20 protein-coding genes, 3 tRNA genes and 1 pseudogene are annotated in these 26,978 nt (G+C 60.7%); 8 read left to right on the forward strand and 16 right to left on the reverse strand.

Going from position 1 to position 26,978, the window contains the following annotated elements; all coding sequences use genetic code 11:
* A partial coding sequence (locus ACE03M_RS10145; RefSeq protein WP_485934302.1) for a DUF7507 domain-containing protein occupies window positions 1–4,566 on the reverse strand: 4,566 nt, incomplete at its 3' end.
* A gap of 831 nt (window positions 4,567–5,397) precedes the next feature.
* Window positions 5,398–6,642 (reverse strand): DUF1254 domain-containing protein, encoded by a 1,245-nt coding sequence (locus tag ACE03M_RS10150; RefSeq protein WP_485933876.1) that lies wholly within the window; start codon window positions 6,640–6,642, stop codon window positions 5,398–5,400.
* A gap of 339 nt (window positions 6,643–6,981) precedes the next feature.
* On the opposite strand from ACE03M_RS10150, the gene ACE03M_RS10155 reads away from it, so the two are divergent.
* A complete protein-coding gene (locus ACE03M_RS10155; RefSeq protein ID WP_485933877.1) occupies window positions 6,982–8,424 on the forward strand; it encodes an AAA family ATPase in 1,443 nt (480 codons plus the stop codon).
* Window positions 8,425–8,498: 74 nt separating this feature from the next.
* Here ACE03M_RS10155 and ACE03M_RS10160 read toward each other — a convergent pair.
* From ACE03M_RS10160 to ACE03M_RS10170, 3 genes and pseudogenes are all read right to left on the reverse strand, one after another.
* Window positions 8,499–8,645 (reverse strand): annotated as a pseudogene (locus tag ACE03M_RS10160) (site-specific integrase); the annotation flags it as partial.
* The gene (locus ACE03M_RS10165) at window positions 8,642–8,890 is read right to left on the reverse strand and encodes a hypothetical protein (protein WP_485933878.1); all 249 of its coding nucleotides are present in this window, start codon (window positions 8,888–8,890) and stop codon (window positions 8,642–8,644) included. The pseudogene ACE03M_RS10160 and the gene ACE03M_RS10165, both read right to left, overlap by 4 nt.
* Before the next feature lie 124 nt (window positions 8,891–9,014).
* A tRNA-Gly gene (locus ACE03M_RS10170) sits at window positions 9,015–9,088 on the reverse strand.
* Window positions 9,089–9,266: 178 nt separating this feature from the next.
* On the opposite strand from ACE03M_RS10170, the gene ACE03M_RS10175 reads away from it, so the two are divergent.
* A tRNA-Pro gene (locus ACE03M_RS10175) sits at window positions 9,267–9,340 on the forward strand.
* A 291-nt stretch (window positions 9,341–9,631) separates the two neighbouring features.
* Window positions 9,632–10,753, forward strand: coding sequence for a PQQ-dependent sugar dehydrogenase (locus ACE03M_RS10180; protein ID WP_485933879.1), 1,122 nt, complete (start codon window positions 9,632–9,634; stop codon window positions 10,751–10,753).
* Here ACE03M_RS10180 and ACE03M_RS10185 read toward each other — a convergent pair.
* From ACE03M_RS10185 to ACE03M_RS10195, 3 genes are all read right to left on the reverse strand, one after another.
* Complete coding sequence (locus ACE03M_RS10185; protein WP_485933880.1) at window positions 10,734–11,846, reverse strand: alcohol dehydrogenase catalytic domain-containing protein; 1,113 nt, start codon at window positions 11,844–11,846, stop codon at window positions 10,734–10,736. The genes ACE03M_RS10180 and ACE03M_RS10185 overlap by 20 nt on opposite strands.
* A 16-nt stretch (window positions 11,847–11,862) precedes the next feature.
* Window positions 11,863–12,336 carry a ribose-5-phosphate isomerase gene (locus ACE03M_RS10190; RefSeq protein WP_485933881.1) on the reverse strand — a complete coding sequence of 158 codons (474 nt, stop codon included), beginning with the start codon at window positions 12,334–12,336 and terminating at the stop codon, window positions 11,863–11,865.
* Between the two features lie 98 nt (window positions 12,337–12,434).
* Window positions 12,435–13,040, reverse strand: a complete 606-nt coding sequence (locus ACE03M_RS10195) for a mycothiol-dependent nitroreductase Rv2466c family protein (RefSeq protein ID WP_485933882.1) — start codon at window positions 13,038–13,040, stop codon at window positions 12,435–12,437.
* Between the two features lie 104 nt (window positions 13,041–13,144).
* Here ACE03M_RS10195 and pepN point away from each other — a divergent pair, with 104 nt between their 5' ends.
* From pepN to ACE03M_RS10210, 3 genes are read left to right on the forward strand one after another with little or no spacing between them, the layout of a single operon-like run.
* The gene (gene pepN, locus ACE03M_RS10200) at window positions 13,145–15,841 is read left to right on the forward strand and encodes an aminopeptidase N (protein WP_485933883.1); all 2,697 of its coding nucleotides are present in this window, start codon (window positions 13,145–13,147) and stop codon (window positions 15,839–15,841) included.
* Between the two features lie 12 nt (window positions 15,842–15,853).
* Window positions 15,854–16,972 carry a mechanosensitive ion channel family protein gene (locus ACE03M_RS10205; protein ID WP_485933884.1) on the forward strand — a complete coding sequence of 373 codons (1,119 nt, stop codon included), beginning with the start codon at window positions 15,854–15,856 and terminating at the stop codon, window positions 16,970–16,972.
* A 2-nt stretch (window positions 16,973–16,974) separates the two neighbouring features.
* Entirely contained in the window at window positions 16,975–17,376 is a 402-nt protein-coding gene (locus tag ACE03M_RS10210; RefSeq protein ID WP_143923285.1) for a globin, read from the forward strand.
* 50 nt (window positions 17,377–17,426) lie between these two features.
* Here the strand turns inward: ACE03M_RS10210 and ACE03M_RS10215 are convergent, their stop codons facing one another.
* Together ACE03M_RS10215 and ACE03M_RS10220 are read right to left on the reverse strand one after the other, a co-directional pair.
* Complete coding sequence (locus tag ACE03M_RS10215) at window positions 17,427–18,104, reverse strand: DUF8185 domain-containing protein (protein ID WP_143923286.1); 678 nt, start codon at window positions 18,102–18,104, stop codon at window positions 17,427–17,429.
* Window positions 18,101–18,640, reverse strand: a complete 540-nt coding sequence (locus ACE03M_RS10220) for an acyl-CoA thioesterase (protein WP_143923287.1) — start codon at window positions 18,638–18,640, stop codon at window positions 18,101–18,103. Before ACE03M_RS10220 ends, ACE03M_RS10215 begins: the two co-directional genes overlap by 4 nt.
* 94 nt (window positions 18,641–18,734) lie before the next feature.
* Here ACE03M_RS10220 and ACE03M_RS10225 point away from each other — a divergent pair, with 94 nt between their 5' ends.
* Together ACE03M_RS10225 and ACE03M_RS10230 are read left to right on the forward strand one after the other, a co-directional pair.
* The gene (locus ACE03M_RS10225; RefSeq protein ID WP_143923288.1) at window positions 18,735–19,643 is read left to right on the forward strand and encodes an acyl-CoA thioesterase; all 909 of its coding nucleotides are present in this window, start codon (window positions 18,735–18,737) and stop codon (window positions 19,641–19,643) included.
* Window positions 19,640–19,873, forward strand: coding sequence for a hypothetical protein (locus tag ACE03M_RS10230; protein ID WP_260848171.1), 234 nt, complete (start codon window positions 19,640–19,642; stop codon window positions 19,871–19,873). Before ACE03M_RS10225 ends, ACE03M_RS10230 begins: the two co-directional genes overlap by 4 nt.
* Window positions 19,874–20,015: 142 nt before the next feature.
* On the opposite strand, the gene ettA is transcribed toward ACE03M_RS10230, so the two are convergent.
* The 6 genes from ettA to ACE03M_RS10260 form a co-directional block, all read right to left on the reverse strand.
* Window positions 20,016–21,698 carry an energy-dependent translational throttle protein EttA gene (gene ettA, locus ACE03M_RS10235; RefSeq protein ID WP_204233742.1) on the reverse strand — a complete coding sequence of 561 codons (1,683 nt, stop codon included), beginning with the start codon at window positions 21,696–21,698 and terminating at the stop codon, window positions 20,016–20,018.
* Between the two features lie 66 nt (window positions 21,699–21,764).
* Complete coding sequence (locus ACE03M_RS10240) at window positions 21,765–22,490, reverse strand: DUF6993 domain-containing protein (RefSeq protein WP_485933885.1); 726 nt, start codon at window positions 22,488–22,490, stop codon at window positions 21,765–21,767.
* A 143-nt stretch (window positions 22,491–22,633) separates the two neighbouring features.
* Window positions 22,634–23,248, reverse strand: a complete 615-nt coding sequence (locus ACE03M_RS10245) for a single-stranded DNA-binding protein (RefSeq protein WP_143923291.1) — start codon at window positions 23,246–23,248, stop codon at window positions 22,634–22,636.
* Window positions 23,249–23,455: 207 nt separating this feature from the next.
* Entirely contained in the window at window positions 23,456–25,036 is a 1,581-nt protein-coding gene (locus tag ACE03M_RS10250) for a GTPase (RefSeq protein WP_485933886.1), read from the reverse strand.
* Entirely contained in the window at window positions 25,033–26,730 is a 1,698-nt protein-coding gene (locus tag ACE03M_RS10255; RefSeq protein ID WP_485933887.1) for a dynamin family protein, read from the reverse strand. Before ACE03M_RS10255 ends, ACE03M_RS10250 begins: the two co-directional genes overlap by 4 nt.
* Before the next feature lie 130 nt (window positions 26,731–26,860).
* Window positions 26,861–26,934: transfer RNA gene (locus ACE03M_RS10260), tRNA-Arg, on the reverse strand.
* Window positions 26,935–26,978 lie beyond the last annotated feature (44 nt).

Consider the following 26,978-nt stretch of genomic DNA (forward strand, 5'->3'; position numbering starts at 1 on the left):
GAGCGTGTAGGTAGCGTTTTCGCACGTGACGGATTCGTCGGGACCAACGGTCGAACCAACTGCCGCCGGGCAGATGACCGCTCCACCGAGCAGCGGATCATCAACCTCAGCGTCGGTGAGCGTTGTCGTGCCGGTATTGCGAATCGTGAACGAGTATTCAATCTGGTCACCGGCGCCGAAACGACCATCACCATCGACGTCGACGATATCGCCAGCGGACTTACGCAGCTCGACTGCGTCGGAGCCCTCGATCGTGGCTTCAGTCTCGGCATCATCGGTCGCTTCTCCGCTCGGCGAATCTGCGGTGACAGTGGCCTTGTTATGAACTTTCCCCGCGTCGACGTCATCTTGGCTGATGGTGTGCGTCACGGGCGAGCATGTGAACGTGTCACCGGGAGCCAAGGCGACGCCGTCGAGTTCGGGACATTCGACAGCACCACCGAGCAGCGGATCATCAACCTCAGCGTCGGTGAGCGTTGTCGTGCCGGTATTGCGAATCGTGAACGAGTATTCAATCTGGTCACCGGCGCCGAAACGACCATCACCATCGACGTCGACGATATCGCCAGCGGACTTACGCAGCTCGACTGCGTCGGAGCCCTCGATCGTGGCTTCAGTCTCGGCATCATCGGTCGCTTCTCCGCTCGGCGAATCTGCGGTGACAGTGGCCTTGTTATGAACTTTCCCCGCGTCGACGTCATCTTGGCTGATGGTGTGCGTCACGGGCGAGCATGTGAACGTGTCACCGGGAGCCAAGGCGACGCCGTCGAGTTCGGGACATTCGACAGCACCACCGAGCAGCGGATCATCAACCTCAGCGTCGGTGAGCGTTGTCGTGCCTGTGTTCGTCACCGTGAAGGTGTAGTCGAGAGAGTCACCGGCGCCAAGTGTCCCGTCACCGTCGACGTCTTGGGGCTCGCCGCTGGTCTTCTCGAGGCTGATGCCGTCAACTGAGGGGATGGAAACTGTTGTCGATGCTTCATCGTCGACTTGGCCCTGCGGGGACTCGCCGACGACCGAAGCCGTGTTGTCGACTTTTCCTGCGTCGATGTCGTCTTGGTCGAGAACGTAGGAGATCGGTCCGCAATCTATCTCGTCGCCGGGTGCAAGAGTAGCTCCGTCGAGGGCGGGACAGGCGATGGTGCCGTCGAGTAGCGGATCGTCGATCACCACGTTATTGAGAGTTGTGTCTCCGGTATTTGCAACTGTGAAGTCGTAGTCGATCTCATCACCGGCTCCGATCGCTCCGTCGCCGTTTGTGTCGGCGGGAGCTCCGGCGTTCTTGGTTAGTTCGACCGCGCCGTCACCGGTAAGTGGAGTGTCAATTGAGGTGGAATCGTTGTCAGAATTCGGATCTGGTTGCGCCCCTGTGATTTCCGCGGTGTTCGTGATCGCTTCCTCGTTGGTGGCTGGATCGATCGTTCCGGTCACCATGTACTCCACGCTCCCACCGTTCGGAAGGGACTCAGCGGTGCACTTGAGTGTGCCGTCGTCGATCTCGCAATTCTCGTCAGAGGTGACCGGGTTAAGGAGGGCGATCGGGAGTGCGTCGGTGACGACGACCTCGGTCGCATCACTCGGGCCGTCGTTGACCGCGGTAACAGTATAGGTGACCTCACCGTTGCGAGGTGCGGGATCCGAAGAGATACTTTTCGTGACGCCTAAGTCTGCGGCGGCGTCCACCCGCACCTCGGCAGTGTCAGTAAGATCCTCGGAATCAGGGTCCGGAGTATCAGCCGAAGCCGTAGCGGTGTTGGTGAAAGTGCCCTCGGCATGAGCAAGGCCGTCGATTGTGATCGTCTCGTCATCTCCAGGGGCCAAGTCGCCGACTGACCAAGTGTTACCCGACCACGTTCCTGCCGAAGCCTCGGCTCCGGTCAGCGCGATTCCGTCGTCGACTGTGTCTGTGACGGTGACGCCAGTCGCGGTCGAAGGACCCTTGTTGGTCACGGTCACGTCGTAATGGACTGTGCCGTCGACCGAAACCTCAGGAGTCGAGGTCGTTTTTGACACAGAGACATCGGCCGCGGGTTCCAGAGGGACGTCCACGGTGGACTCGTCGTTGTCCGGATTCGGATCCGATGTCGCCGTATCGGCGGTCGCGGTATTGCTTAGGGTGCCAGTAGAAGCTGGGTCGACGGACCCGGTCAAAGTGACAGTCCGGGAGTCGTTCGGATCGAGGTCCCCAACTATGCACGTGAGCGATCCACCGGATATGGCACAGTCCTCATCGTCGACCACGGGGTCCAAGAGCCCCTCCGGCAATGAATCCGTGATTGTTGCTCCGCGAGCCGTCGATGGGCCGTTGTTGGTCACGGTAATGGTGAACGTCTCTTTGGTACCAGGAACGGCCGGACTGGGTGTCGCGGTCTTTTCGATGGCCAAGTCAGCAGTTTGCTCGACCGTTATCGTCGCGGAATCAGCATTGTTCGCTTCGTCAGCGTCATCAGCGGGAGACGCCACGGCTGCGGTGTTGGTGACAGGTCCAGCGGGTGCGTCCGGGTCGATTGTCGCCTCGATCGTAGCGGTGGTGACCTCTCCCGGGTCGAGTGCGTCCCAAGTGCAACGGATATCTGGATCGGTCACCGCACAGGTGCCACCGTCTGCGGCGCTAACGTCGTTGATGGAGAATCCAACAGGAAGAGTATCAGTGACGACGGCGTTCTCGGCAGTCGACGGCCCGTCGTTTGTTACCTCGACTGTGAAGGTAACAGGGTCTCCGGCGGTCACTGTGTCTGTGGAAGCTGTTTTCGAAACGGCAAGGTCGGAGATGATTGACGGGTCGAAACTCGTCGAGGAAGCATTATTTGAAGCATCAGTATCTGAAGTCGACGACGTAACGGTTGCGGTGTTTTGCACCGCCACTTCAGCGTCAGGGTCGAGCGTCACGGTGACTGTCGCGGTGGTGCGTTCTCCTGGGCCGAGACGGTCGACTGCACATACGACGGTGTTGTCCTCGTTACTACACTCTCCGGCCTCGGAACTGGCGCTAACGAAAGTGGTTGCAGGATCTAGGGGGTCGGTGAGTACAACGTCGCGAGCGTCCGATGGCCCGGAGTTCGTTGCTTCCAGAGTGTAAGTAACTTCGTCGCCAGCGACAGGTTGTTCTGGCTCGAATTTCTTGGTCACGGAGACATCACCGGCGGTTGTCACCGTTCCGGCCGCGGTGGTGACGTTATTGCCGCGATCCGGGTCGGTAGTTGTCGAGTCAATCCGCGCGGTATTGACGAGACCGGTTCCGGGTTCTGTGGTAGACGATAGGGTGCCTGTGACAGTGAGCTCGACTGTGTCATCTACGGGTAGGTCGAGTCCCGAACATGAGACGGTCGTCGACGTTGTTGTACAGTTTCCTGCTGTTGAAGTCACCTCGACGTCGGATAACCCCTCCGGTAGCGTGTCGTCTAGCGTGACTTCGGACGCAGCGTGAGGTCCGTGATTGGTTCCAGTAACGGTAAAGGTCACAGGTTCACCAGCGACAACAGGGTCGGTATCGAGCGTCTTTGTCACTTCTAGGTCGGCTGCGTTCCCGACCGGCGTCTGTGTAGTTTGCGTCGTCGAGACTCGATCCTCGTCGATGATGTCATCGTGGAAGGAAACCTGGGCTTCGTTCTCCACGGTTGTACCCGCCGCGTCGACGTTCACCCGGGCATCGAAAGAATACGTCGTGGCCGAATCAGCAGCCACCCTCCCGCCAGCATCTGCAGTGGCACCCGTGCCCAGTCGCAGGCTGACTGTATTGGTATCAGATTCATACTCGCCGCGGTCGTCTCCCCCAGCGTCGGTTACGGACCCGGCGCCAGGTCCGCTCACGATTTGCAGAGAATCGGGCACATAATCGAGGCCAGGGGGCAACGCGTCAGTGGAAACGGCGGCGAGAGCAGGGTTGCCGCCACCATTTCGAGTGGTCACTGAATACCGAATGATGTCGCCGACTTCGGCCGCATCGGTACCAGAGGTGAGATTCTCAGCTGACTTTTCGCTGATGAGACAGGGTCCCGTGCCGAACGAAATGTTGTCGAGCAAATTGCCTTTAGCTACGTTGCCTTCAGACGAGCTAACAGCTTCGAAAGCGAACGTTGTGGTCGTCTGCCCCTCAGGCACCACGTAGCTTCCCGAATGCGTCCCCCACGTCTGCCCGTCACTGAGTTCAGGGCCTACCTGCTGTGCCTCTCCCGGCGCACCGATCAGGACCCGCATGGTGTCCGTTCCGTTCCGCCCACGATGCTGAAGTGACCAAGAAAGAGTTTGCCCCGGAGTAGTTTCTACAGTCTGGTACAAGCGCCCCGCACTATATGCGTTAAGTTCGGCAAATTGATCACCTTCAGCCGCCGGAACATCATTAAATCCGTCACTCCAGATCTCGATCTTGTTCCGAGAGTCGTTAGTCCTCCAACCGGGTACTTTCCCTTCGGAGAGGAGGGCGTAGCTGTTGGCGGGCACCGACGGTTCTTCAAATCCGCCGTTGACCAGGCCGACAGTGTCCTGGCACATCGTCGGATCCTGGTCTCCTATTGCGGGTGCTGGGGCAGCAATTTCCGTTGAGACAGTGAGCATTGATGCGAGCATTACTACGACGATCCATAGCGCGATGCGCCTGTTCGCGGGTCTTCTCGTTTCAATCGACACTGACGTAATCCTCCGGTGGCACTGCGGATGTATGCAATCAACACTAATGCTTCTGTGAGCCAGTTCATAGGATTTGGTCAAAGAGTTGCCTGAAGTGTCGTTGGACACTAGTCGAAATGTGTCTGCACGTCTTATTCGAGCTGACGCATCGAAGAACGTGGAGTTTCAGCGTCCATGCCCGTTGTGACTTCTTCGTTAACAACCACCTGAGACTGCTATGCCTGATGGACCCAAGAGGGGAACCAGCCCTTCTAACATGACTTCAGACGGCGCACAAATATTAGGCAAAACCTCCAGCGACATCACACTCTCGCAGGGAGGCCATCGAGCGCCACTGTCGGAGATTTCTGCTGAAATGTGTTCTCATCAAAGCACTCTCCGGTACACCGATTTTGAAGCTCCAGACGATTTCGACTCACCGCAACAGTCGATATCATCCGGACGAGGCCCCCTTCCCCTATTTCATTTTCGAGTTATGCGCTGAATCAGTCACCAAGTCGATCGGATCCAGTCAATCCCCAGAGAAGGCATGTCCGCAGCATCCAGATGCTTTCCCGATTCAACAGTTCTATCTGGCACGCGTTTTGTACTGAAGAAGGTGTCGAAGGCTGAAGAGCTTCTTCCGAGCTACTACGAGCTACTACGAGCTACTACGAGCTCATCCTGCCAAATGACCAGCTTTCCAACTGGTCTTCTGGAAACTCTCGGGACGACAACCTACCCAATACTCACCCAGCCACATAGTCCAGGACCAATTTGCGCACTCACCTCTCAGTCAAGCACCTCGAATTCCGGCGCCGCATATTCGCCGTTTTGGATCTCTTCGCTGGGTCCATAGAGACGGAGAATGAGATAGGTGTCCTTCTCAGGAATCGGGAGGAAGTTCGGGTCATCGCCCTGTCCTTCGACATCAGATCCGAGGAGGAGCGTGTAGGTGCCGTCATCGTTGCGAGGCATCGTGCGATCCCCGCGCGAATGTCGATTGAGTGAGTTGTGTTCCATGAGGCGGGTATCGGACCCATAAGCAGTGTACGACCAGAATTCTGTGACGTCGGGAGCTTCGAATGTTGCACGGTAACGCTTTCCGTTCGCACCATTCAAAGGAAGCCCATCTGCTCCCGCTTCGATCTTGACGTAGACCGACTCCACTGGCGGTAGACCCCATTGTCCGATCAGCGTTCCTACCGCGAAGAGGTCTCGCGGCCCTGATCCGAGCTCCTCCCGGGTGCCTAAAACCTGCTTCGAATTGGTGAGAGTTGGTGCCAACTCTTGAAGGTGGGCCATTCCTAGTGCCTCGCCTCGTACCTCCGCAGCACGTTGTTCGGAAGTAAAATCTGTCCTACCTGCTTCGAGCCCGATCTGGGCATAGCGCTCCAGCCACTCTGCATCAGCCTCAGCCATACTGCCGTCGGCGAGAACAAAGTTTACGCGCTCCATCCATGTCGAAGTATCTGGGTCGGGAAAACGACGCTCGACGGGTCGCGGCGGTTCATAGTCGAGATAGGCTGAAAGAGTTTCGAGTTTCCACTCGTCCATCAGCGTGCGGGCGACGTTTAGATCCGCACCTCCGATGGTCATGATCCTGGCCATCACCTTGATCAGATGGGATTGGGAACGGACGACCTCGTTGACGCCCGCCGGAACTGCACCGTTCCACTCGCTCGAGGCGAACATAAACGTTCCCCCTTGCGTCCCCCGTGCTCGGGAGCCGATCATAGCGTTGGTGTAATGGCCTAGATCCATCGTATGAAGGATCCAATAGCGCCCCTCATCGAAGTGCGGCACCGTAACCACCACCGGCTCCGCAGCGACGTCGAACCATCCCTGAAGATGCAACGTGTCATTGTTGATAGTTGGATGCGCTGTGTATGTGTCATCAGCAAGGTCGCGTAGTTTCTGGAACTCATTGAATGGCAGCCGGTTCTTGATCGTCGTTTCATACAAGAACGAGTACGCCTGATCTATGGAATACGCGTAGATGTAGGCATCACGTGCCAATGAGTCAGATATGGCCATGGCAAAAATCCTCACTTCTCGTCAAAACCCTGCTTTCTCATTCTGCTTCACAAGTACGACGATCACCAGGGCGAACTCCCTGTGTATTCTCTGCTGAGACTCCGCTCCACATGCCCAGCGTGGACGAAGTGGCCCCCGTCTTGAGGCAAACAAACCCAGGACCAGTTTAATCCGGCTCACACTGATGGGAGGCGGGTTGAACAGGGTCATATGTCTTTAGACCCAAGATTGCACCACTCCGCCGATTAATCTCACTATTTGGTGGTCCAGAGCGTTGAGCCACGTTTTGACTCAACGTCAGTAGCAAGTATGACGGGAATATCACTTGCAGACATTGGCTTGACTCCCTCGCTCGCGGTCAAGGGAGTAACGACCGATGGCCAGACCGGCCAGCCGAAGAAGGCGGCCAAGAAGCCACTGATCGGGCCGATGCCCATTGAGCCCGGCTCAGTCTTCGCCCGCGCCCTCTACAACGTATGGAAGGGCACCCGAACCACCATCATCAAGTCACCTCCCGGTGCTGGCAAGTCCACTCTTGTCGCCCGACTGGCCGACTACCTTTACTCGGAGCTGCCGACACTGCCAGTGACGGTAGTGACACCCACTAATGGCTCCGGCCAGGCACTCATCACCCGAATTGCCGAGGCATTCGGTTCCGATTCTGTCGTGGCCGCGTCTTCGAAGATTATGCCCGAAGCCTGGGCTGAGCGCGTCGGGGTCGGGAGTTCGCTGGGCACCGGTGCTATTGCGGTCCAAACCATCGCCTCTGCTGTTATGAGTCGGAAAAACACTGAGAAGGGCGACGGTGGCCTCTACATCGTCGACGAGGCCTACCAGTCCTCGTTCTCAGACACCATGGCCGCAATCGACAAGGCTGATCAGGTGCTCTTCGTCGGAGATCCCGGCCAGATTGGTCCAGTCGTCACTGTCGACACAAAAGTCTTCGACCGTACTCACACTCCCCCGCACATTTCGGCGCCGATCGCCTTTGAGCGCGATCCCGAAGCCGTTGTCCTGTCGCTGGACCACACCTACCGTCTTGGCCAGACCACGACTGACATCATCCAGCACTTCTATGACTTCCCCTTCGACTCCAAGCGCGCAGAGAAGTACGTCGAGGGCCATGCCGAGGTCGAGACCTCCGTTGTCGCCACAGCGCCAGTCGCTCACGATCCAGACCTCCTCGATGAAGTCTGTGACAAGGTCGTCGAGCTCTTGGGCAAGAAGTACGTTTGCATCGCGTCGGCCAAGGCCACGACTTCCACAGCCGTCAAGGGTCGTCGTTCCGGGTGTGGTGCGGTCCCGGCCGCTTTGACGTGGACCGGGTTTGCGGCGATGAGTCCATCACGCACGGCTTGGATGAGCACAGTGCGCAGGAGTCGATATGCCCCAGCGGCAGCGGTTCGGCCCGGATACTGTGTCCCGGTCGTCGTTGGTCGAGTCGGTCGGGTCGGGGATCCGGCAGCGCGCCACGCATGGACCACATCGGTCGGGATCGCCCCGGTCGGGCGGATATCGAACCCGTGCGCCGTGGCCCAGACCCGGGCCGGGTGTGGTCCCCGGCGTGACTTCGGCCCCCGATCGAGTGCAGCCGCGCGTGTGCCGTCTAGTAGGGCCAGATACCAGGACCGAACGAATCCGGGTGTCAGGGCTTGCATCGTCACGGTCGAGATATCGACGGTCGTCGTGGTCCCGACGGGCTTAAGGATCCACGAATCGGCGGTGCGTCGGTACAGGTCGAGGGTGCGCGGCCTGAGTGTGGCCCTAGCGTGGTCGAGGTAGTCGGCCAGGTATTGCCCGACGGTGATCGTCGTTGGCTTCGCGATGACGGGATTGTTGCCAATGACTTCGGCATGGACGCGAACCCGCACGGCTTCGGCTTCGGCGCGTGTGGGGAATGTCCCGGGCACCTTATGGCGTGTGCCGTCGGGGGCGGTATAGCGGACTCGGAACCGGCCCGATGGGAGACGGTCAATGGCACCGAAGACCGCACGCGCACTCATGCCACACCATCCCAGTCGGCGGCGGGTGCTTCGGGGATGATCGTCAAGCCCAGGAATTCGAGCGTGTCGATATCGGGTAGGTCGCCGGTGTCGAGTGTGTCGGTGACGAGTTCGACTGTGGCGGTGGCTTCGTCGTTTGCGTCGGGGTAGAGGGCGGCCAGGCTGCGGCCGTCGCCGGGGACGTAGGTAAATGATTCGGTGGTGGCCCGGTCGGTGATCGCGAACGCGGCATGTGGGCGTGACATGATTCGGAACTTTCCGAACCCGGCCTATCGAGTTAGGTCATTTTAGGTCACGCTGGGGTGATTGAGGGTGTTGGTTTCTTCCCCTGAAATAACAATGTCGCCGCTGTGACCAGCGACGACACCTTGGAGGGGATGACGGGAATCGAACCCGCACCATCAGTTTGGAAGACTGAGGCTCTACCATTGAGCTACATCCCCGTGTTGCGTTAACGACTATAGTCGACATCCGCACCGGCCGCCAAATCGCCCGAAGATGAGCTGAGTCACACCGCCTGCCGCGACTTCACGTGCCGCCTGTGACCTGCATCCCATTCGCGATGAGGAGCCGAATCGATGTGCATCTTGACCCCTGCCTGTGGTTAGATTGTCTACGTCGCGGGATGTGGCGCAGCTTGGTAGCGCATCTGTTTTGGGAACAGAGGGTCGCAGGTTCAAATCCTGTCATCCCGACGATAGTGAAGCCGTTCGGACTGAATGTCCGGGCGGCTTTCTTCGTATCTATGGCCCACTACTGCCTCGTGCTGAACTCAGTCTCATGATGATCTCGCCTCCCATCTTTCGTCAGCACAGGGGACAATGGGAAGGCAGGCTCGCAGATTGCCGAGGCCGAAAGGTGCGCCGCCGATGCCGACCCGACGACACAACAGCCCCCTCCACAAGGTGCCACCATGCGCGGGTCCGCACCACCTCGTGTCACAGATCGGAGACCGTGCTGCTGCCACCGCCCGTAGACGCGCCGCTATGGCGATGACACTCCTGCTGGCGCTGAGTGGCTGCGGCTCCGATCAGGGAGATTCGCCCTACGCAGATTCGCCCTCAGCAAGCTCGGCTGCTCCCGCTTCGCAGAACGGCAACGGGGCCGATGACGATAGCCGCGTCGATGCAGAATCGGAGGTGGTGGCGCAGAATCTGGAGGCCCCATGGTCGATTGCCTTCTATGAGGAAACGGCTCTGGTCAGTGAACGGGATTCCGCTCGCATCCTCGAAATCGGCTCTCAGCGCCCCGCAGACGTCCGGGAGGCCGCCACGGTTGCAGGCGTCTCCGCCTCGGGTGAGGGTGGTCTCTTGGGACTCAGCGTCCGCGGCGACAGTCTCTATGCCTACTTCACTGCCGAATCGGACAACCGAATCCAGCGCTTTCCGATCACGCGCGGTTCTGATGGGATCGAACTCGGCTCGCCCGAGACGATCGTCGACGGCATCGCCAAGGCCGGATTCCACAACGGTGGGCGCCTGGCTTTCGGCCCGGACGGGATGCTCTATGCAACGGTCGGCGACGCCGGCGACCAGAGTGCCGCACAGGATCGTGAGTCGCTCTCGGGTTCGATCCTGCGAATGAAGCCCGATGGCAGCGTGCCCGAGGACAACCCCTTCGACGATTCCCTCGTCTACTCGTATGGCCACCGCAATCCGCAGGGATTGGCCTGGAACGAGGACGGCACCATGTATGCCAGCGAGTTTGGCCAGGACACCTGGGACGAGCTCAACATCATCGAGGCCGGCGGCAACTACGGCTGGCCGGAGGTCGAAGGAATCTCAGAGGGCGCCGATGACGAAGATTTCATCGATCCGGTTCAGCAGTGGAGCCCCGACCAGGCCAGCCCGAGTGGAATCGCTATCAGCCACGACACAATTCTCATCGCCAACCTTCGCGGGCAGGTGCTGCGGACCGTGCCATCAGCGGATGTCGCCGAGTCCGATGTTTCCTACTCCGGTGAGTTCGGTCGCCTGCGTGATGTGGTGACGACACCGAATGGCGAGGTATGGATCCTGACGAACAACACGGACGGGCGCGGCGATCCGTCCGACGGCGACGACCGGATCCTCCGCATTCCCTCCGACCTCAGCGCTGGAAGTCGATGACCTGCCGCACAACAGTTCCGTCCGCCAGAGCGTCGAAGGCTTCATTGAGGTCATCGAGGCCGATTGTGTCCGACACCAGCTCCTCGACCGGCAGTTTGCCCTGACGCCACAGATCGGCGTAGACGGGAATGTCACGGCTGGGCACCGCCGAGCCCAGGTACGAACCGATGACGGTGCGTGCCTCGGCGGTGAGAGTGACCGGGGTGATGTGTGACTGCGCGTCCGGGGCAGGTAAGCCCACCGTGATGGTCTTCCCGCCGACCGCGGTCGCGGAGAACGCGGTTTCGAAGGCCCGCGGATGGCCGACGCATTCGATGACGATCGGTGCCCGTCGCTGGCCCAGCTGCTCAGGAGTGTAGACCTCGGCAGCGCCCAGTTCCTTTGCCCGGAGCAGTTTGTCCGGATTCGCATCGACGCCGACGACGCCGGCAGTCTCAATGGACAGTGCCGTGATCAGGGCAGCCATCCCGACCCCGCCCAATCCGACGATCATGACCTCGTCCTCAGGTCCCGGAACTCCCGCGTTGAGGACCGCTCCCCCACCTGTGAGGACCGCACAGCCGAGCACGGCCGCGATCGATGCGGGAACGTCGGAGGCCACCGGGACGACTGAGGCGCGATTGAGCACGGCGTGGGAGGCGAACACCGACGCACCGAGGTGGTGGAGCACTTCGGCACCCGCACCATCGTGAAGGCGGACCTTATGTCCGTCGAACGGCAATGTTCCCGTGCCGTTCGTGGCACTGCCCGGAGTGCACGGGAGTTTGCCGTCCGTGAGACAGTTCGCGCATTCGCCGCAGCGCGGCAGGAACACGGTGACGACCTGATCGCCGATCTCCAAGTCATCGACACCTGCACCGAGCTGTTCGACGATTCCTGCGCCTTCGTGCCCGAGCAGCATCGGCAGCGGCCGGGGCCGGTTGCCGTCGACGACGGAGAGATCGGAATGGCAGACACCGGCAGCGCTGAGACGGATGAGAACCTCACCGGGACCGGGCCCGTCGAGTTCGAGGTCCTCGATCGACATCGGCCGAGTCTGAGCGTATGGGCGCTGGGCACCCATGTCCCGAAGCACGGCTCCACGGATCTTCACAGCATTGCCCCCGTGATCACAAGCTGGCCTTGCCTGTGGCCTCGTACTCGTCCATGATCCGAATCCGACGCTCGTGCCGCTCTTCGCCGGAGAAGGGCTCCGTGAGGAAGGCATCGACGATGGCGATCGACTCAGCCTCTGTGTGCTGTCTGGCGCCCACCGACACGATCTGAGCGTTGTTGTGCTCGCGCGCGAGTTTGGCGGTGTCAGTGTTCCAGGCCAGGGCGGTCCGGGCTCCCTTGACTTTGTTCGCAGCGATCTGCTCTCCGTTGCCGGACCCGCCGATGACGACACCGAGGGCCTCAACACCCGCTGCCTGATCATCGACGACGGCCTGTGCCGCGGCGATGCAGAACGCGGGATAGTCATCGAGTGCGTCGTATTCGAGCGCGCCGTGGTCGATGACCTCGTGACCCGACTCGCCGAGGTGGGCCTTGAGAACCTCTTTGAATTCGAATCCTGCGTGGTCGGTTCCGAGATGAACCTTCATGTGGTCACTCCTTCGAAGTGCCCGGGACCAGATGCCCGGGAAAGACTGTGCGTGTGTTTGTGTGTGCTTCGGGACGTGTGTGAGACGCGGTCACAGCCTCAGTCGAAGATCGGACCCTGATTGCGCGTGCGCTTGAGCTCGAAGAAGCCGGGAGTCGAGGCGACAGCGAGAACTCCGTCGAAGAGTCGACCTGCATCCTCGCCCTTCGGCGCCGGAGTGACGACCGGGCCGAAGAAGGCCGTTCCTGCCACACGGCAGATGGGCGTGCCCACATCGTCGCCGACGAGTGCCAGTGCCTCATCATGAGATTCCTGGAGAGCAGCGTCATAGTCGTCGCGCTCGCCGTACTTCATGAGGTCAGCGGGCAGACCGACCTCGTCCAGCGCCTCGGCGACGGCTTTGCCGAAGTCCTGCTCGCCGCCTGGGTGAATGCGGGTTCCGATCGCCGTGTAGAGAGACTCGGTGATCTCCTCGCCGTGTTCGGCGATTGCAGCGGTGACGATGCGCATGGGTGCCAGAGCACGATCCATCAGCTCCCGGTAGTCGGCCGGGATGTCCTTGTCGCGGTTGAGGATGTTCAGGCTCATGACATGGAACTTCACGTCGATGTCGCGGACCTTGGCGACCTCCAGGCCCCAGCGCGACGTCATCCATGCCCACGGGCAGGCCGTGTCGAACCACAGGTCAAGTGTTTCTCTGCTCAATTTCACTCCTCATTAGGGTGGGCGCGGGATCCGGCGAAACTCCCGCGATGTCCGAGGCCAATTTATCAAGCCTTAGCACCGATGAGGAATGCGTCCATGAAAGAATGGCGAAGTACACCCGGACCCGAAGCGGAGGTCACCTCAAAGTGCCCCAATACAACCTCACCCGCGAGGAAGCTCGCAGACGTTCATCCCTCGTCGACGTCTCGAGCTACGAGAACACCCTGATTCTCACAGGAGAGGGCGACAGCTTCCGAGTTCGCTCCCGCATCCGCTTCACCGCAACACCCGAGTCAACGACATTCATCGATGCCATCACCGCCAGCGTCGAACGAATCCGACTCAACGGGCTCGATCTCGAGGCCTCCGAGGTCGTCTCTGCGTCCCGGATCACTCTGCCGGGCCTCGCCGATGAGAATGAGCTCGTCATCGATGCCCACTTCTACTACATGAACACCGGTGAGGGCCTGCACCGCTTCGTCGATCCCATCGACGATGAGGTCTACCTCTACTCACAGTTCGAGGTTCCCGACGCCAGACGCGTCTTCCCTGTGTTCGAACAGCCCGATCTCAAGGCTTCGTTCTCCTTCACTGTTGTGGCGCCTGCGCGCTGGACGGTCGTGTCGAACTCCCCCACTCCGACTCCCGGTGATCCCAGCGAAGTCTTCACCGAACTCGACGAAGCGCCGGTTGAGGACACCGCTGTGTGGCAGTTCGCCCCGACGACTCCGATCTCCTCCTACATCACTGCGATCGTGGCCGGCCCGTACCGCAGCGTGCATTCCGAGCTCATCTCCTCCGATGGCTCGCCTGTCCCCCTTGGCCTGTACTGCCGCGAGTCGCTCTTCGACCATCTCGATGCCGAGAACCTGTTCACTATCACACGAGCCGGATTCGAGTTCTACGAACGTGAGTTCGGGGTGCCCTACCCGTTCGAGAAGTACGATCAGCTCTTCGTCCCCGAGTTCAATGCCGGTGCGATGGAGAACGCCGGCGCCGTGACCATTCTGGAGAACTACGTCTTCCGGTCTCGGCCCACCGAGGCCCTTGTCGAGCGCCGCACCGTGACCGTGCTCCATGAACTGGCGCACATGTGGTTCGGCGATCTGGTCACGATGAAATGGTGGAACGACCTGTGGCTCAACGAGTCCTTCGCGGAGTTCATGTCGACTCTGGCCACCGCTGAGGCCACCGAGTATACGGAGGCATGGACCACGTTCGCCACGATCGAGAAGTCGTGGGCCTACCGCCAGGATCAGCTCCCGAGCACACACCCGATCGTCGCCAGCATCGAAGACCTTGCAGATGTCGAGGTCAACTTCGACGGCATCACCTACGCCAAGGGCGCCTCGGTGCTCAAACAGTTGGTCGCGTGGGTCGGCCGGGAAGAGTTCTTCTCCGGTCTCAAACGCTATTTCGACAAGCACGCGTGGTCGAACACCGAACTGCCAGACCTCCTCGGCGAGCTCGAGGCGACAAGCGGACGTGACCTCGCCACCTGGTCGAAGCTATGGCTCGAGGAATCCGGCATCAACCTCATCGAAGCCGAGGTCGACACCGAGTCCGGCAACGGCGCCGAGGTGGTGACGAAGCTGCGTGTGACCCAGAAGCCATGGATCATCGAAGGACAGCCGGCTCCGTCCCTGCGTCCGCATCGCCTGGCCATCGGATTCTACTCCGACGATGGGAGTGGCCGACTGGTCCGCACCCACAGCTTCCCGATCGACATCGATTCGGACTCGACCACCGTCGACGAGGCTCGCGGACTGCCCAAACCCGACGTCATCATCGTCAATGACGATGATCTGACCTATGCGAAGGTCCGGTTCGATCGCGAGAGCATGGACGTCGCGGCCGAGCGGCTCGGGGACTTCGACGACTCGCTGACGCAGCTGCTGATCCTCGGGACCCTCTGGGACACGGTGCGCGACGGACAGCGTCCGGCCCAGGACTACATCACCACTGTCCTGGACAACTGTGCGGCCGTGACACATTCCTCGGGACTGCTCTCCCAGATGCGTCAACTCGAAACCGCTGTCGGGGCCTACCTGGCCCCGGAGGCGCGGGCAGAGGCTCACGCGTCCATCGCCGACCGGTTCGCGCAACTCCTCGACACGGTGGCCGGAGGCACAGACCAGGCGTTCCAATTCGTCCGCGGCTTCATCAAACATGCCTCATCTCAGGCCCAGATCTCCCAGCTGCAGTCCTGGTTGGACGCGACCGGGGACACAGTCCACGGGATCACCATCGACACCGATCTCACCTGGGAGATCATCATCGCACTCGCGGCACACGATGCAATAGATGACTCTGCGATCACGGCCATGACCAAGACGGATCCTTCGGCCACCGGAGCACGTCAGGCTGCGACCGCTCGCAGCGCACGCCCCACCTCGGCGGCGAAGTCGAAGGCGTTCATCCGCATCCTCGACGAGGCTGACCTCCCGAACTCGGAACTCGCGGCTCTGGCGCTGGGATTCGCCTCCGGTCTACAGACGGAGACCGGTGAGATCCTCGTCTCGGAGGAACCACTGCGCGACTTCTCCACCGAGTACTTCCAGCGGGTCTCCGGATGGTGGGAGACGAGGACCCTGGAGATGGCGCAGACCATGACGCTGCGGCTGTTCCCCCCGGTCAGCGAGCACACTGTCAAAGCCGCCCGGGAGTGGCTCGACGATCATCCCGCGGCCCCTAAAGGTCTGGTTCGCCTGATGCGTGAGAATCTTGCCGATGCCCAGCGAGCTCTGAGCGCTCAGGAAGTGTCCAGCAGTTCCAAGGGCGCATTGACCTTCGGCCGTTAGGCTCGTGGCATCATGACTTTCGATGCACTGAAGACTGACCTCGTGACCGCACCCAAGATCGATTGGGATTTTCTCCTCGATGCTCCGCTGAGGATCGTCATCATCATCATCGGCGCGATCGTGCTCAACATGGTGATGCGGCTGTTCATCCGACGCTTCTCCACTGCAGTGGCCAAGGGCACCGTCGGCAGCGAGAAGAAGGCGGAGAACAGCAAGTTCTCGAGCTCGGTCATGGAATCCCAGCGGACCGGCATCGAGCCGACTGTGATCCGTGAACGCCGCGCGCAGCGGGCGAAGACCGTGGGCCGGATGCTCTCATCCGTGGCGACGATCATCATCAGCGTCATCGCGATCCTCATGGTCCTCGACCAGTTGAACTTCAATATCGCACCGATCCTGGCTTCGGCTGGCATCGTCGGTGTGGCATTGGCCTTCGGCGCTCAGGAGCTCGTCAAGGACTACCTGTCCGGGTTCTTCATGGTCATCGAGGACCAATACGGCATCGGCGACACCGTGGACCTGGGCGAAGCCGTCGGCGAGGTCGAGGACTTCGGTCTCCGCAAGACAGCTGTACGTGATCTCACGGGAACCCTGTGGCACGTGCGCAACGGTGAGATCATGCGAGTCGGCAACCTGTCGCAGGGCTGGGCGCGTGCAGTGCTCGAGATCCCCGTCAACTACTCCACCTCCATGGACACCTACCGTGAGATCACTGAAACAGTCACCGCTGAAATGGCCAAGGACACGGAGGTCGCCTCCGCAATGCTCGAACTCCCCGAGATCGCCGGCGTCCAGTCTCTCTCTGCCGAGTACAGGGTGATCAGGACGATGATCAAGACGAAGCCCAATCTGCAGTGGATGGTCGAACGTGCCTTCCGGGCGGAACTCACGAATGAGTTCGACAGGCGCGGAATCACCATCCCGATCATTCAGGAGACCGTCCTCAGGACGCTTCCGCGGTCGACTGAGTCGCCTGAGAGCACCATCGACGCCGACGCCGATGACCAGGCTCGGGCCACCCATGTGACGCGGCGAACCAAGGATCACGGACCCTCGCCGCTGCCCAGTGATGACGAGATCCGGTCGACAGCGGATGAAGCCGGAACCGACACCTCAGACAGAGAGAGCTGAACATGACCCAGACATCGAACGAGACCATCTTTGACGCTGTCGGCGGCCATCCCACCTTCACCCGCCTCGTCGATGTCTTCTACGATCACGTGGACCGCGACGAGGTGCTCATCGCGATGTACCCGGAGGGACACGACCTCACCGGCGCCAAGCACCGGCTGCAGATGTTCTTGGAGCAGTATTTCGGCGGTCCCACGACCTACCAGGAAGAACGCGGCCACCCACGGCTGCGGATGCGCCATTTCCCCTTCGCCGTCGACTTCGACGCTCGTGACCGTTGGCTGACGTCCATGCGGGCAGCGCTTGATGATGTGGCGCTGCCGCCGCTCTACGATGAGATCTTCTGGGACTATTTCCAACGGGCGGCTACGGCCATGGTCAACACGAACAGCAATCCGGTCTGAGAGCTCGGCGCTGCCTGCGGGAGCGACGCCGAGCTGTCACCGCTGAGGGGTCATCGGGCCCGGGTGAGAAGATGCCCGCCCGGAGTTGAGATACGCAGCCATCCGGAGGTCGCGAAGACTTCGTATTCCTCGGTGGTCTCCCCCGCCGAGGCGGTATCGGCCTCCGGGATGAACCGCAGCGCGCTCGCGGCGAATGCGAGCCCCCCGGGCAGCTCTGTGCCTCCTACCCCTGTCATCGGCTTCGACCACACACGCGAACGCAGTGCCTTCACCGCGTGTGAGCCGGCACCCTCGGGAGCACCGTCGCTGATCTCCGCGACTCCCGCCTCGGCGGTCGAACGAAGGACGTCACCGGCGATTCTGTCACGGGCCGACCACTGCCCCTTCGGGGGCGCTATGCCGGTCCAGGACACCAGGACCGAGTTCGGCGGGACTGGCAGACGGGTGGCGTTCTCCTCTCTGGCGAAGCGATCCTTGAGGTTGGCCAAGGGCACGACCTCATCGAGACCGTCCATTTCCGGTCCGTTCAGGCGCAGCATGCGCATAGCCAGCACCAGGGGTGTGGAGTCGCCGATCCCATGCGGGTACAGGGGTGCAATGGTCACGACGAGCACGGTCGATGATACGTGCAGACGCATGGCTCCATCGGGGTCCAGACGATGGGCCAGCGAAGTGAATGCGGCCAGATCCTTCATCGCGAGCGGATCGGCGATCTCCAGTTCCGTCACCGGCGACTCCGCATCGGAACGGCTGGTCGAATGACATCTGACATAGCTGCTGTCTCCTCCTGGCTCAGGCGCCGTGGTCGAGAGTTTGTTCTGTCCACAAAGACGATGACCGTCTCCGCCAGCGTATAGGCGACCGAACCATCGGGTTCGGCGATGACGTAACCGATGGTCACAGACGCCGGCTTGACCTCGCTGATGACCAGGTCAATGGCAATGGGTCCCGCGCGATAGGGAATCGGTCGGCGATACTCGATCGTGTGCGAGGCAACGAGCAGCTCGGTGGTGTTCGAAGCCTCGGCGAAGATCGCCGGAATCGTGATCCCCGATACCGTGCCCGAGATTCCCAGCTGACCAGGAGTTGTGGGGGCATCGGTGCTGTGCGTCGGTGACCCCAACGCTCGGACACGTGCCTCTTCGAGCAGGCGCAGCTGAGTGACATTGTTGACGTGGCCGTAGGCATCCATGTCACCCCATCTCAGTTCCAGCAGGACTCGTGTGAATTCGTGCAGATGGGGATTTGTGGTGCCAGTGTGCATAGGACCCATCATGCCACTTTCACTGCGGCGGTGAGTGCCGCGATAGGATCATGAGCACAACGACGAGAATCATTGTCGCAGGCTGGAGGCCCATATGAGCGATGTAGAACCCACGACTGCGAAGGCGAACGTCGACACACTGCGCAAAGTGCTCGAACTCGACACCCTGAGTTCCGCTTCAGCGTCTCGAGAGAGCGACTACTTCGTCGGACAGAACCAATACAAGCCAGATGGGCGTGTCTTCGGCGGTCAGGTGGTGGCACAATCCGTAGTCGCCGCTGCCTCGACCCTGCCGGATGATCGCCTCATCCATTCACTACACGGCTATTTCCTTCGTGCCGGGGATGTCAGCGAACCGATCGAGTTCGGCGTCGAACGACTCCGTGACGGGCGATCGTTCTCCGCTCGGCGTGTCCACGCCTATCAGAAGGATGTGCCGATCCTGTCCCTGATCGCCTCATTCCAAATCGAGCAGGAGGGCTTCGAACACGCTGAGACCATGCCGTCGGGCCTGCCCGGTCCACTGGAGTGCCCGGAGCTGCGCGACATTCTCGCAGGACAGGACACACCACAGGTCACCGAATGGTTGAATAAGCGACCCTTCGAGATCCGTCCAGTTGAGGCCTCCCTGTATCTCACCTCCACCGATGACCGCCAGCGCGAACGGCAGCACGTGTGGTTCCGCGCCAGCTCGCCCTTCGGCGATGATCCGGTGCTCAATGCTGCCGCACTGGCCTACGCCAGCGACTTCAACCTGCTCGAACCGGTACTGCGCCGTCAGGGACTGAGTTGGACGAGTCCGGGGCTCCGGGTGGCGAGCCTCGACCACGCGATGTGGTGGCATCGTCGGGTCCGGGTCGATGAGTGGATGCTCTACGTTCAGGAGTCTCCCGCCGCCCAGGGAGGCCGCGGTCTCGGATACGGGCGGATCTTCGCCCAAACCGGCGAGCTGCTGGCCACAGTGGCGCAGGAGGGCATGGTCCGCATCAAGGCACCTCAGTGAACCACGACACCGCGATGATCGAGATCCTTGGGAGGATCCTCTCCCGTCTGGTCAATGTCGCGCTCTTCATCGTCATCACGATCGTGGCCCTGGTATTCCTCCGCGAGGCAATGGACATCAACCTCGCGCTGATTGCGCTCCTATCAATCGTCATCGGAATCGTCGGCACCATCGCCGTGAGATATCTCTTCAAGCTTGTGCTTCGCCTCGGCGATCTGTTCTCCCGATAGGCGGCTGCCAGAGCGCTGACCGATCTCAACACGCAGAACTCCTGCCTACTGATGATGCCCCGGTCATCAACCGGGGCATCATCAGTAGGCAATCAGCCCTGTGCGCTGCGCTGACAGTGTCCATCACGCAGAACTCAACCAGTCAGTCACGGGTGAGGCGACGGTGAGTCACGCGATGAGGGCGAGCCGCGTCTTCACCGAGTCGTTCGATCTTGTTCTTCTCGTAAGACTCGAAGTTCCCTTCGAACCAGTACCAGCCCGCGGGGTTGTCTTCTGTGCCTTCCCAGGCGAGGATGTGCGTGGCCACGCGGTCGAGGAACCAACGGTCGTGCGAGACGACCACTGCACAGCCGGGGAACTCCAGGAGTGCATTCTCCAAGGAACCCAGCGTTTCCACGTCGAGGTCGTTTGTCGGCTCATCGAGCAGCAGCAGGTTTCCGCCCTGTTTGAGGGTCAGCGCCAAGTTGAGGCGGTTGCGCTCACCACCGGAGAGCACTCCCGCCTTCTTCTGCTGGTCCGGGCCCTTGAACCCGAATGCGGAGACATATGCTCGCGACGGCATCTCCACGTTGCCCACCTGAATGAAATCGAGTCCGTCGGAAACGACTTCCCACAGGTTCTTGTTGGGGTCGATTCCGCCGCGGGACTGGTCAACGTAGGAGGTCTTGACGCTGTCGCCGATCTTGAGGTCTCCCCCGTCGAGTTCTTCGAGTCCGACGATGGTCTTGAACAGAGTCGTCTTGCCGACGCCGTTGGGGCCGATGACACCGACGATTCCGTTACGCGGCAGTGAGAAGCTGAGCCCGTCGATGAGAAGACGATCATCGTAGCCCTTCTGCAGGCTGTCGGCTTCGATGACGATGTCGCCGAGGCGAGGACCGGCAGGGATCTGAATCTCTTCGAAATCCAACTTCTTGGTCTTCTCAGCCTCTGCTGCCATCTCTTCGTAGCGTGCCAGACGGGCCTTGGACTTCGTCTGCTTGGCCTTCGGGTTGGACCGGACCCAGTCGAGTTCGTCCTTGAGGCGCCTCGACAGCTTCGCGTCCTTTTTGCCCTGGACCTGCAGACGTTCCTGTTTCTTCTCCAGGTAGGTCGAGTAGTTGCCCTCGTAGGGGTAGAGGTGTCCGCGGTCGATCTCAGCGATCCATTCGGCCACGTGGTCGAGGAAGTACCTATCGTGAGTAATTGCGATGACAGCGCCGGGGTAGGTCCGCAGGTGCTGTTCCAGCCACAGCACAGATTCCGCGTCAAGGTGGTTTGTGGGCTCATCGAGCAGGAGCAGATCAGGCTTTTCGAGCAGCAGTTTGCACAACGCCACACGGCGGCGTTCGCCACCTGAGAGCACACTGACGTCAGCGTCGGGCGGTGGGCAGCGCAGAGCATCCATCGCCTGCTCAAGCTGAGAGTCGAGGTCCCAGGCATCCGCAGCGTCGATCGCTTCCTGCAGCTTGCCCATCTCCTCCATCAGGGCATCGAAGTCTGCATCGGGACTGGCCATCTCCTCAGAGATCGCGTTGAAGCGGTCGAGTTTTGCCTTGATCTCGCCGACGCCTTCTTCGACGTTGCCGAGAACAGTCTTGTCCTCGTTCAGTGGTGGCTCCTGCAGCAGGATGCCCACTGTGAAGCCGGGGCTGAGCCTAGCTTCACCATTGGACGGCTGTTCGAGTCCGGCCATGATCTTGAGAATCGTTGACTTACCGGCACCGTTCGGACCGACCATGCCGATCTTCGCACCGGGGTAGAAGGACATCGACACGTCATCCAGAATGACTTTGTCGCCGTGCGCTTTACGCGCCTTGTGAAGGGTGTAAATGAATTCGGCCATAATAACCTCAGGTTATCGGTTCAGCACGCACAAGTGCCAATTGAGTCACTCCTCGAAACCCTTGGATCAACCGCCGCCCAACGACGGTGCTTCACCCGAAGATGACCCCTCGGAGGAGCCGCCTTCCGACGATGTCCCTCCGGACGAAGAGCCTTCGGAGGAAGTTCCTTCGGAGGAGGTGCCCTCAGAAGAACCTTCGGATGAAGAGCCGTCTGAAGATGTGCCCTGTGACGAGGTGCCTTCCGACCCTTCGTCTGGCGCCGGACTCTCTGAGGCTCCGTCCTTGCCGTTGATATCCTCGCCAGGCATATGCCCGGCGCCGTTGGAATCGCCGTCCTTTTCGCGCTTGTCGCCTTCAGGCGCCTTCACACCCTTCGGACGTTCGACCTCGCCGAACAGACACGAACCGGTCGATTCTGTGGGAGGCATCAGCTCTGCAGTCGCCTTGCCCTTCCGAATCTCTCCGATGACGCAGCCTTTGTCGGTTTTGACGCCGAACATCTTCGAGGGAACGTCATTGCCCAACGGCGAATCGTCGATTGTGGCTTCGAGCTGGTCCGCATCGTAGCCTGCATCGATCATGGTCGTGAAGAACTTCTTCGTCGACGGAACCTTTTCCTCATTGCCGGTCAGTGGTTTGAGTGCCTTGACGACCTTGTCGACCTCGGCAACCGGTTTCGCCGGAGTGCGGGCGGGCGTCGGATCAGAACTATCACCACCGATACCCAGCAGCGAACAGCCCGACAGAGCTAAGGTCAGAGCTCCGAGACTCAGGAGGGGAACGAGACGCATCAACAACCTCAGCAGGTGGGAACGATGAACAGTCTCACTTTAACCGATTGCGCGCACTATCGCGGTCAGATCCGACGTGTTCCAGCATCGACAAGTTCACGTGACCCCTGCGATGACCGTGATGCAGCTCTGTTCCTCCTCGCTCAGAACGGTGCTGCTGCGCTCACCGTGTCACGAGCGATGGCATCATCAAGGTCTCCGGAGTCTCCTCCGGCAGCATCGGCAGTCACATCATCTCCTGCACCTACCGAGTCGCCTTCTCCCTCGTTCCCTGCGCCGAGGCTCGACGCTTCGGAGGCATCGGGGCCGACATCGTCTGCGCCTGCCCCGCCGAGGCTTCCCCAGGCTGAGTCGCTGCCTGACGATTCCTGCGCCTGGCCATCGTGTTGTCGGTTCACACTGCCGGCCTTCTGATAATTGGCGGTTCCGTAGCGAAGATCGGGACCGATGTGCTCAGCGACTACAGTCGGAGAGATTCCGCTCTTCTCCGCTGTCGACCATTCTCGGATCTTCAGGGTCCCCTGCACCACCACCGACATTCCCTGATGGAGGCTCATCGAGGCGTTGCTGGCCAAGGGCCCATAGCAGTCGACGCTGAACCACGAAGTTGTATCGGAGACATATTCCCCGGTCCCCTTGTCCAGGCGCCAATGATTGACCGCCAAACGGAAGGAAGCGCAGGCTCTGCCCGAGGGAAGCGTCCGGCTCTGCGGATCGGCGGCCACAGTACCGCTGAGGTTGATCGGAATGATGGACATCGTGTTGCCTCATTTCTTGGGTAGTTTCGTGATCTGCCCTGCCGGATCGCCCATCGGGGACGAAACGGTCTGAATCGACCGAACACGTCAACCACCATTGAGCGTGCCAGGCAGCCCAGTGTCCAGACATGAAAAATGCCCTGTGGACGGTTGTCTACCGTCCACAGGGCACTGGCACACGAGTCGTTGCTCATGTGCACAGAAGTGTCAGTGCAGCGTCTCGTAGGCGCGCCGGTGTTCGCCGATCACAGCATTGACAGGCTCCAGATAGGAGCTCTGTGCCACGCTCCCAACAGCCTCGCGAAGTTTGCGATCGACGTCGCTGGCCGCCTCATTCGCGCCCTTGTTCCGCGCGGACTTGGCGATCACCGAAGTCACAACGGACCCGATGATCCCCACCACCAGCAGACCGATACTGACAATCCAGCTCCATCCCGGAAGCACTCCGGGCACTACGATGGCGAGGATCGCTGTGGCGATGACACCCAGCAGCCCGAGGATCGTGGCGATGAAGAAGATGATCTGCAGAAACCTGGCCAAGGACCACCAACCGGGAGTCTGCGGTTTGATATCCACAGCGGTGACGGCGGAGTCCAGCGTGTCGGACAGCTCAGCAGTGCTCGCCTTCTCAGCCTCCGCGACTGCGCTCTGCCATGGTCGCGGCATAGTCGACACTGATTCTGCGATGAGCTCATGGGCCATCAGGCGCACCTGAGAGCTTTGGGCTCTGCTGGTCGCGGGCACCGACGCGCGGATGAGTTCGTCTCTGCCTTGACCGTGCTTAGCTCCCAACGGATCGGGGGCATTTCTCTGCATCCATGCCAGCACCGGATACCCCGTCTTGCGATAAGCCCGGCGAATATAGTCATCGTGGACGGTCTGCGCGACAGCATCGACGCCGGCGGCATCAGACATTGTCTCCACCAGACGCGAAGCTCCCGGACGTTCATCGGGTGGAACCACCGGCTCGCCGAGTTCGTTCTGCATCCGTTTCGCCATCGCCTGCATGTCAGCCAACAGGCGTTCAGAGGCGGCTTGCTTGGAATCGACGGTGTCAGCCAAAATCGACCGGACCTCAGGAACACCATCTCGTGTCACGGCAGACGTCAAGTGCACCTTGGTGTCGGTGAGCCCGTCCTCGACGAGCAGCTTCTGCAGGTGGTCAGCAGCAGCTTTCTGCTCTTCGTCACTGAGTTTGTCGACCTGGTTGAGAACGACGACCATGTTCGCGCTGTTCTCTGCCAGCTTCGCCAGGTATTCGGAGTGCAGTGAGAAGTCAGCATATTTCTGTGGGTCGACGACCCAGAAGACAACGTCAACGAGGCCCACGAGTCGATCAGATTCGACACGATGCTTGACTGCGGTCGAATCGTGGTCAGGCAGATCAAGCAGAATCAGACCATGGAGCTTACGCTGATCGTCACCGTCGAGCGCCGATTCGCGCCAGGTCCGGCTGCGTTCTGGGACATGCAGCCAGTTGAGGATGTCGTTGCCACCTTCGCCCCACACACATGCAGTGGGGCGGGAAGTAGTCGGACGGCGAACACCGACCCGGGCGATGTCCAGCCCGGCGACAGCGTTGAACAGTGACGATTTTCCCGAGCCAGTGGAACCAGCGAAGGCCACGACGGTGAATTCCTCGCCCAGGCCGAGGCGATCCTCGGCGCGGTCGAGCAGATTCTGCGCGTCTTCGCGAACTTCAGGACTCAGTTTGTCGGGCCCCAGAGACAGAGTGTCTCGGATGCCTTCGGCCCGACGCCTGATCTCGGACTGTGCAGGATCGTTCACAATGCCACCTCAAGTCGATCACCGGAGGCGCGCAGAACGCCCGCTTGCCGCGCCGGTACCGCGGATAGTCGTAATACGTTGTCAAAAGGCATGCGGCAGTCGCCGAGGATTCCTGCCGCTGTAGTCAGGAAGCGATCCCTGATAGATCCGATGAGATTCACGGCCTCCTGTTCACCGAAGATCGTGCCGGCGAGACTGAGAGCGACATTCGCGTCATTGCGCGAAGCATGATCGTCTGCATATGTGTACTTAGGGTCCCAGAATGCCGCGTATTCGACGACAGCGCAGACTCCGCCGACGCCGAACGACAGGATCCTGGCCTTAGACTTCTTGCCCTGGCCGATGTCTCGCACGAGCGCGTTCACCTCGTTGGACCATCCGCTCACGGCAGACTTGACCGCATCCTCAAGGTCGTTCGCGCTCTGCCGGAGTTCGGGGTGTGCGTCCAGCAACGCCGATCCGGCCGGATTGCGCAGCCACTGAGCACTGATCTCGTCAACGACACCGATCGCCTGTTCCCGCAGTGAGATCGCTGCACTGCGCAGTATCGCGATGTGCAGAGGCGAGGCAGCATCGTGCTTGCCTGTGACCGCAGCGGAGATTCTGTCGCGCATGCGAGCCATGGTGGGCTCCAGACCGCGAAAGAGCTGTCCCGTCCCTACGAAGTCCTGCCATCTGGCATTGACCTCTCCATGCAGGACGCGACCGTCGGAGAATATCTCGGCAAGTCCTTCGCTCGCAGCATTGAAGGTCTGGTCAAGGCTGAGCTGCAGATCGTCGAAAGTCGACTCCTGCGACTCTGCGTAGTCGGCCAGAGACTTCACCTGGGCGGGCATTGCGCCGATCGATCCGGTGAGGGTCCGCTGTCGGATGCGCTCCTGAGACTGGGCCTCCGAGCTCACCTGATTGATCCAGGATCGGATCGGATAGATCGCTGAGTGAGGCAGCAGGCCCTCTGCCAGCTCGAGTTCAGCCACCGCGAAGATCGGCGAATTCGCCAGACCCGATTCGGACAGCAGGCTGGAAAGATGGTGCCTGACCTCGCGATTCGCCTCCGGCGGCACCCGGTCGAGCACGATGGCCACGGAGGTGTTGCGAACCGCGGCGTCCCTCAGCAGGGCCCAGGGTGCAGCATCGGCATAGCGGTTGGCTGTGGTCACGAACATCCACAGGTCGGCGCTCATCAGGATTCGTCGAGCCAGCTCGCGGTTCGACTCGGCAATTGAGTCGATGTCCGGGCAGTCAAGCACAGCGGTGCCGGGTTCGACGTCGTCATTGGGAACGAGTACGACAGATGGGGTCGAAGTCGTGGGGTCCGCACTGCGAGGCAGATCGGACAGGAAGGACTGTGATTCGAAGAATTTGGTGTCGGCGGGGTTATGGACCACGATCGGGTTGCCCGTCGTTGGTCGGCGCACTCCGGCAGGGCTCACTGTTCGTCCCACCAGTGAGTTTACGAGCGTGGATTTGCCCGCGCCGGTCGATCCGCCCACGGCGATCATGAAGGGCGTCTGCGTCCGATTGATCCGCGGCAGCAGGTAGTCAGTCAACTCCGAGGAGAGCTGACGGTGCAGTTCGCGACCGTCAGCGAAATCTTCGGTCTGCAAGGTGAAGCGGGTTTCGGAGACTCGCTTCGCGATATCGCTCAGCGCTCCTCCCACTGGTGGCGTCACGGCACTCTTACTGTCTGTCATCACGCATCCACTCTCTACGTTTTCCCAGCCGTGCACCAATTGCCACGCCGTAACGACGGGTAATTGCCTATTGGTGGGAATACTGGGAGCGTCACTTGGTCTCTCAGTCTGAGAAGAAGTAGCCCCAAAGTACCCCCGGCGGGGCTCGAACCCGCGACCTACCGCTTAGAAGGCGGTTGCTCTATCCAACTGAGCTACGGAGGCTCAAATATCCTAACCGATGCCGGAACGAGAACAGAAAGCGGGCC

The sequence above is a fragment of the Brevibacterium sp. AGC70 genome, from assembly GCF_057334195.1.

Bases quoted from the DNA above. Each gene is read 5' to 3' on its own strand.
- ACE03M_RS10150 (WP_485933876.1), bottom strand. From the start codon at position 6,642: ATGGCCATATCTGACTCATTGGCACGTGATGCCTACATCTACGCGTAT.
- ACE03M_RS10165 (WP_485933878.1), bottom strand. From the start codon at position 8,890: ATGTCACGCCCACATGCCGCGTTCGCGATCACCGACCGGGCCACCACC.
- ACE03M_RS10180 (WP_485933879.1), top strand. From the start codon at position 9,632: ATGGCGATGACACTCCTGCTGGCGCTGAGTGGCTGCGGCTCCGATCAG.
- ACE03M_RS10190 (WP_485933881.1), bottom strand. From the start codon at position 12,336: ATGAAGGTTCATCTCGGAACCGACCACGCAGGATTCGAATTCAAAGAG.
- pepN (WP_485933883.1), top strand. From the start codon at position 13,145: ATGGCGAAGTACACCCGGACCCGAAGCGGAGGTCACCTCAAAGTGCCC.
- ACE03M_RS10205 (WP_485933884.1), top strand. From the start codon at position 15,854: ATGACTTTCGATGCACTGAAGACTGACCTCGTGACCGCACCCAAGATC.
- ACE03M_RS10210 (WP_143923285.1), top strand. From the start codon at position 16,975: ATGACCCAGACATCGAACGAGACCATCTTTGACGCTGTCGGCGGCCAT.
- ACE03M_RS10220 (WP_143923287.1), bottom strand. From the start codon at position 18,640: ATGCACACTGGCACCACAAATCCCCATCTGCACGAATTCACACGAGTC.
- ACE03M_RS10225 (WP_143923288.1), top strand. From the start codon at position 18,735: ATGAGCGATGTAGAACCCACGACTGCGAAGGCGAACGTCGACACACTG.
- ettA (WP_204233742.1), bottom strand. From the start codon at position 21,698: ATGGCCGAATTCATTTACACCCTTCACAAGGCGCGTAAAGCGCACGGC.
- ACE03M_RS10240 (WP_485933885.1), bottom strand. From the start codon at position 22,490: ATGCGTCTCGTTCCCCTCCTGAGTCTCGGAGCTCTGACCTTAGCTCTG.
- ACE03M_RS10245 (WP_143923291.1), bottom strand. From the start codon at position 23,248: ATGTCCATCATTCCGATCAACCTCAGCGGTACTGTGGCCGCCGATCCG.
- ACE03M_RS10255 (WP_485933887.1), bottom strand. From the start codon at position 26,730: ATGACAGACAGTAAGAGTGCCGTGACGCCACCAGTGGGAGGAGCGCTG.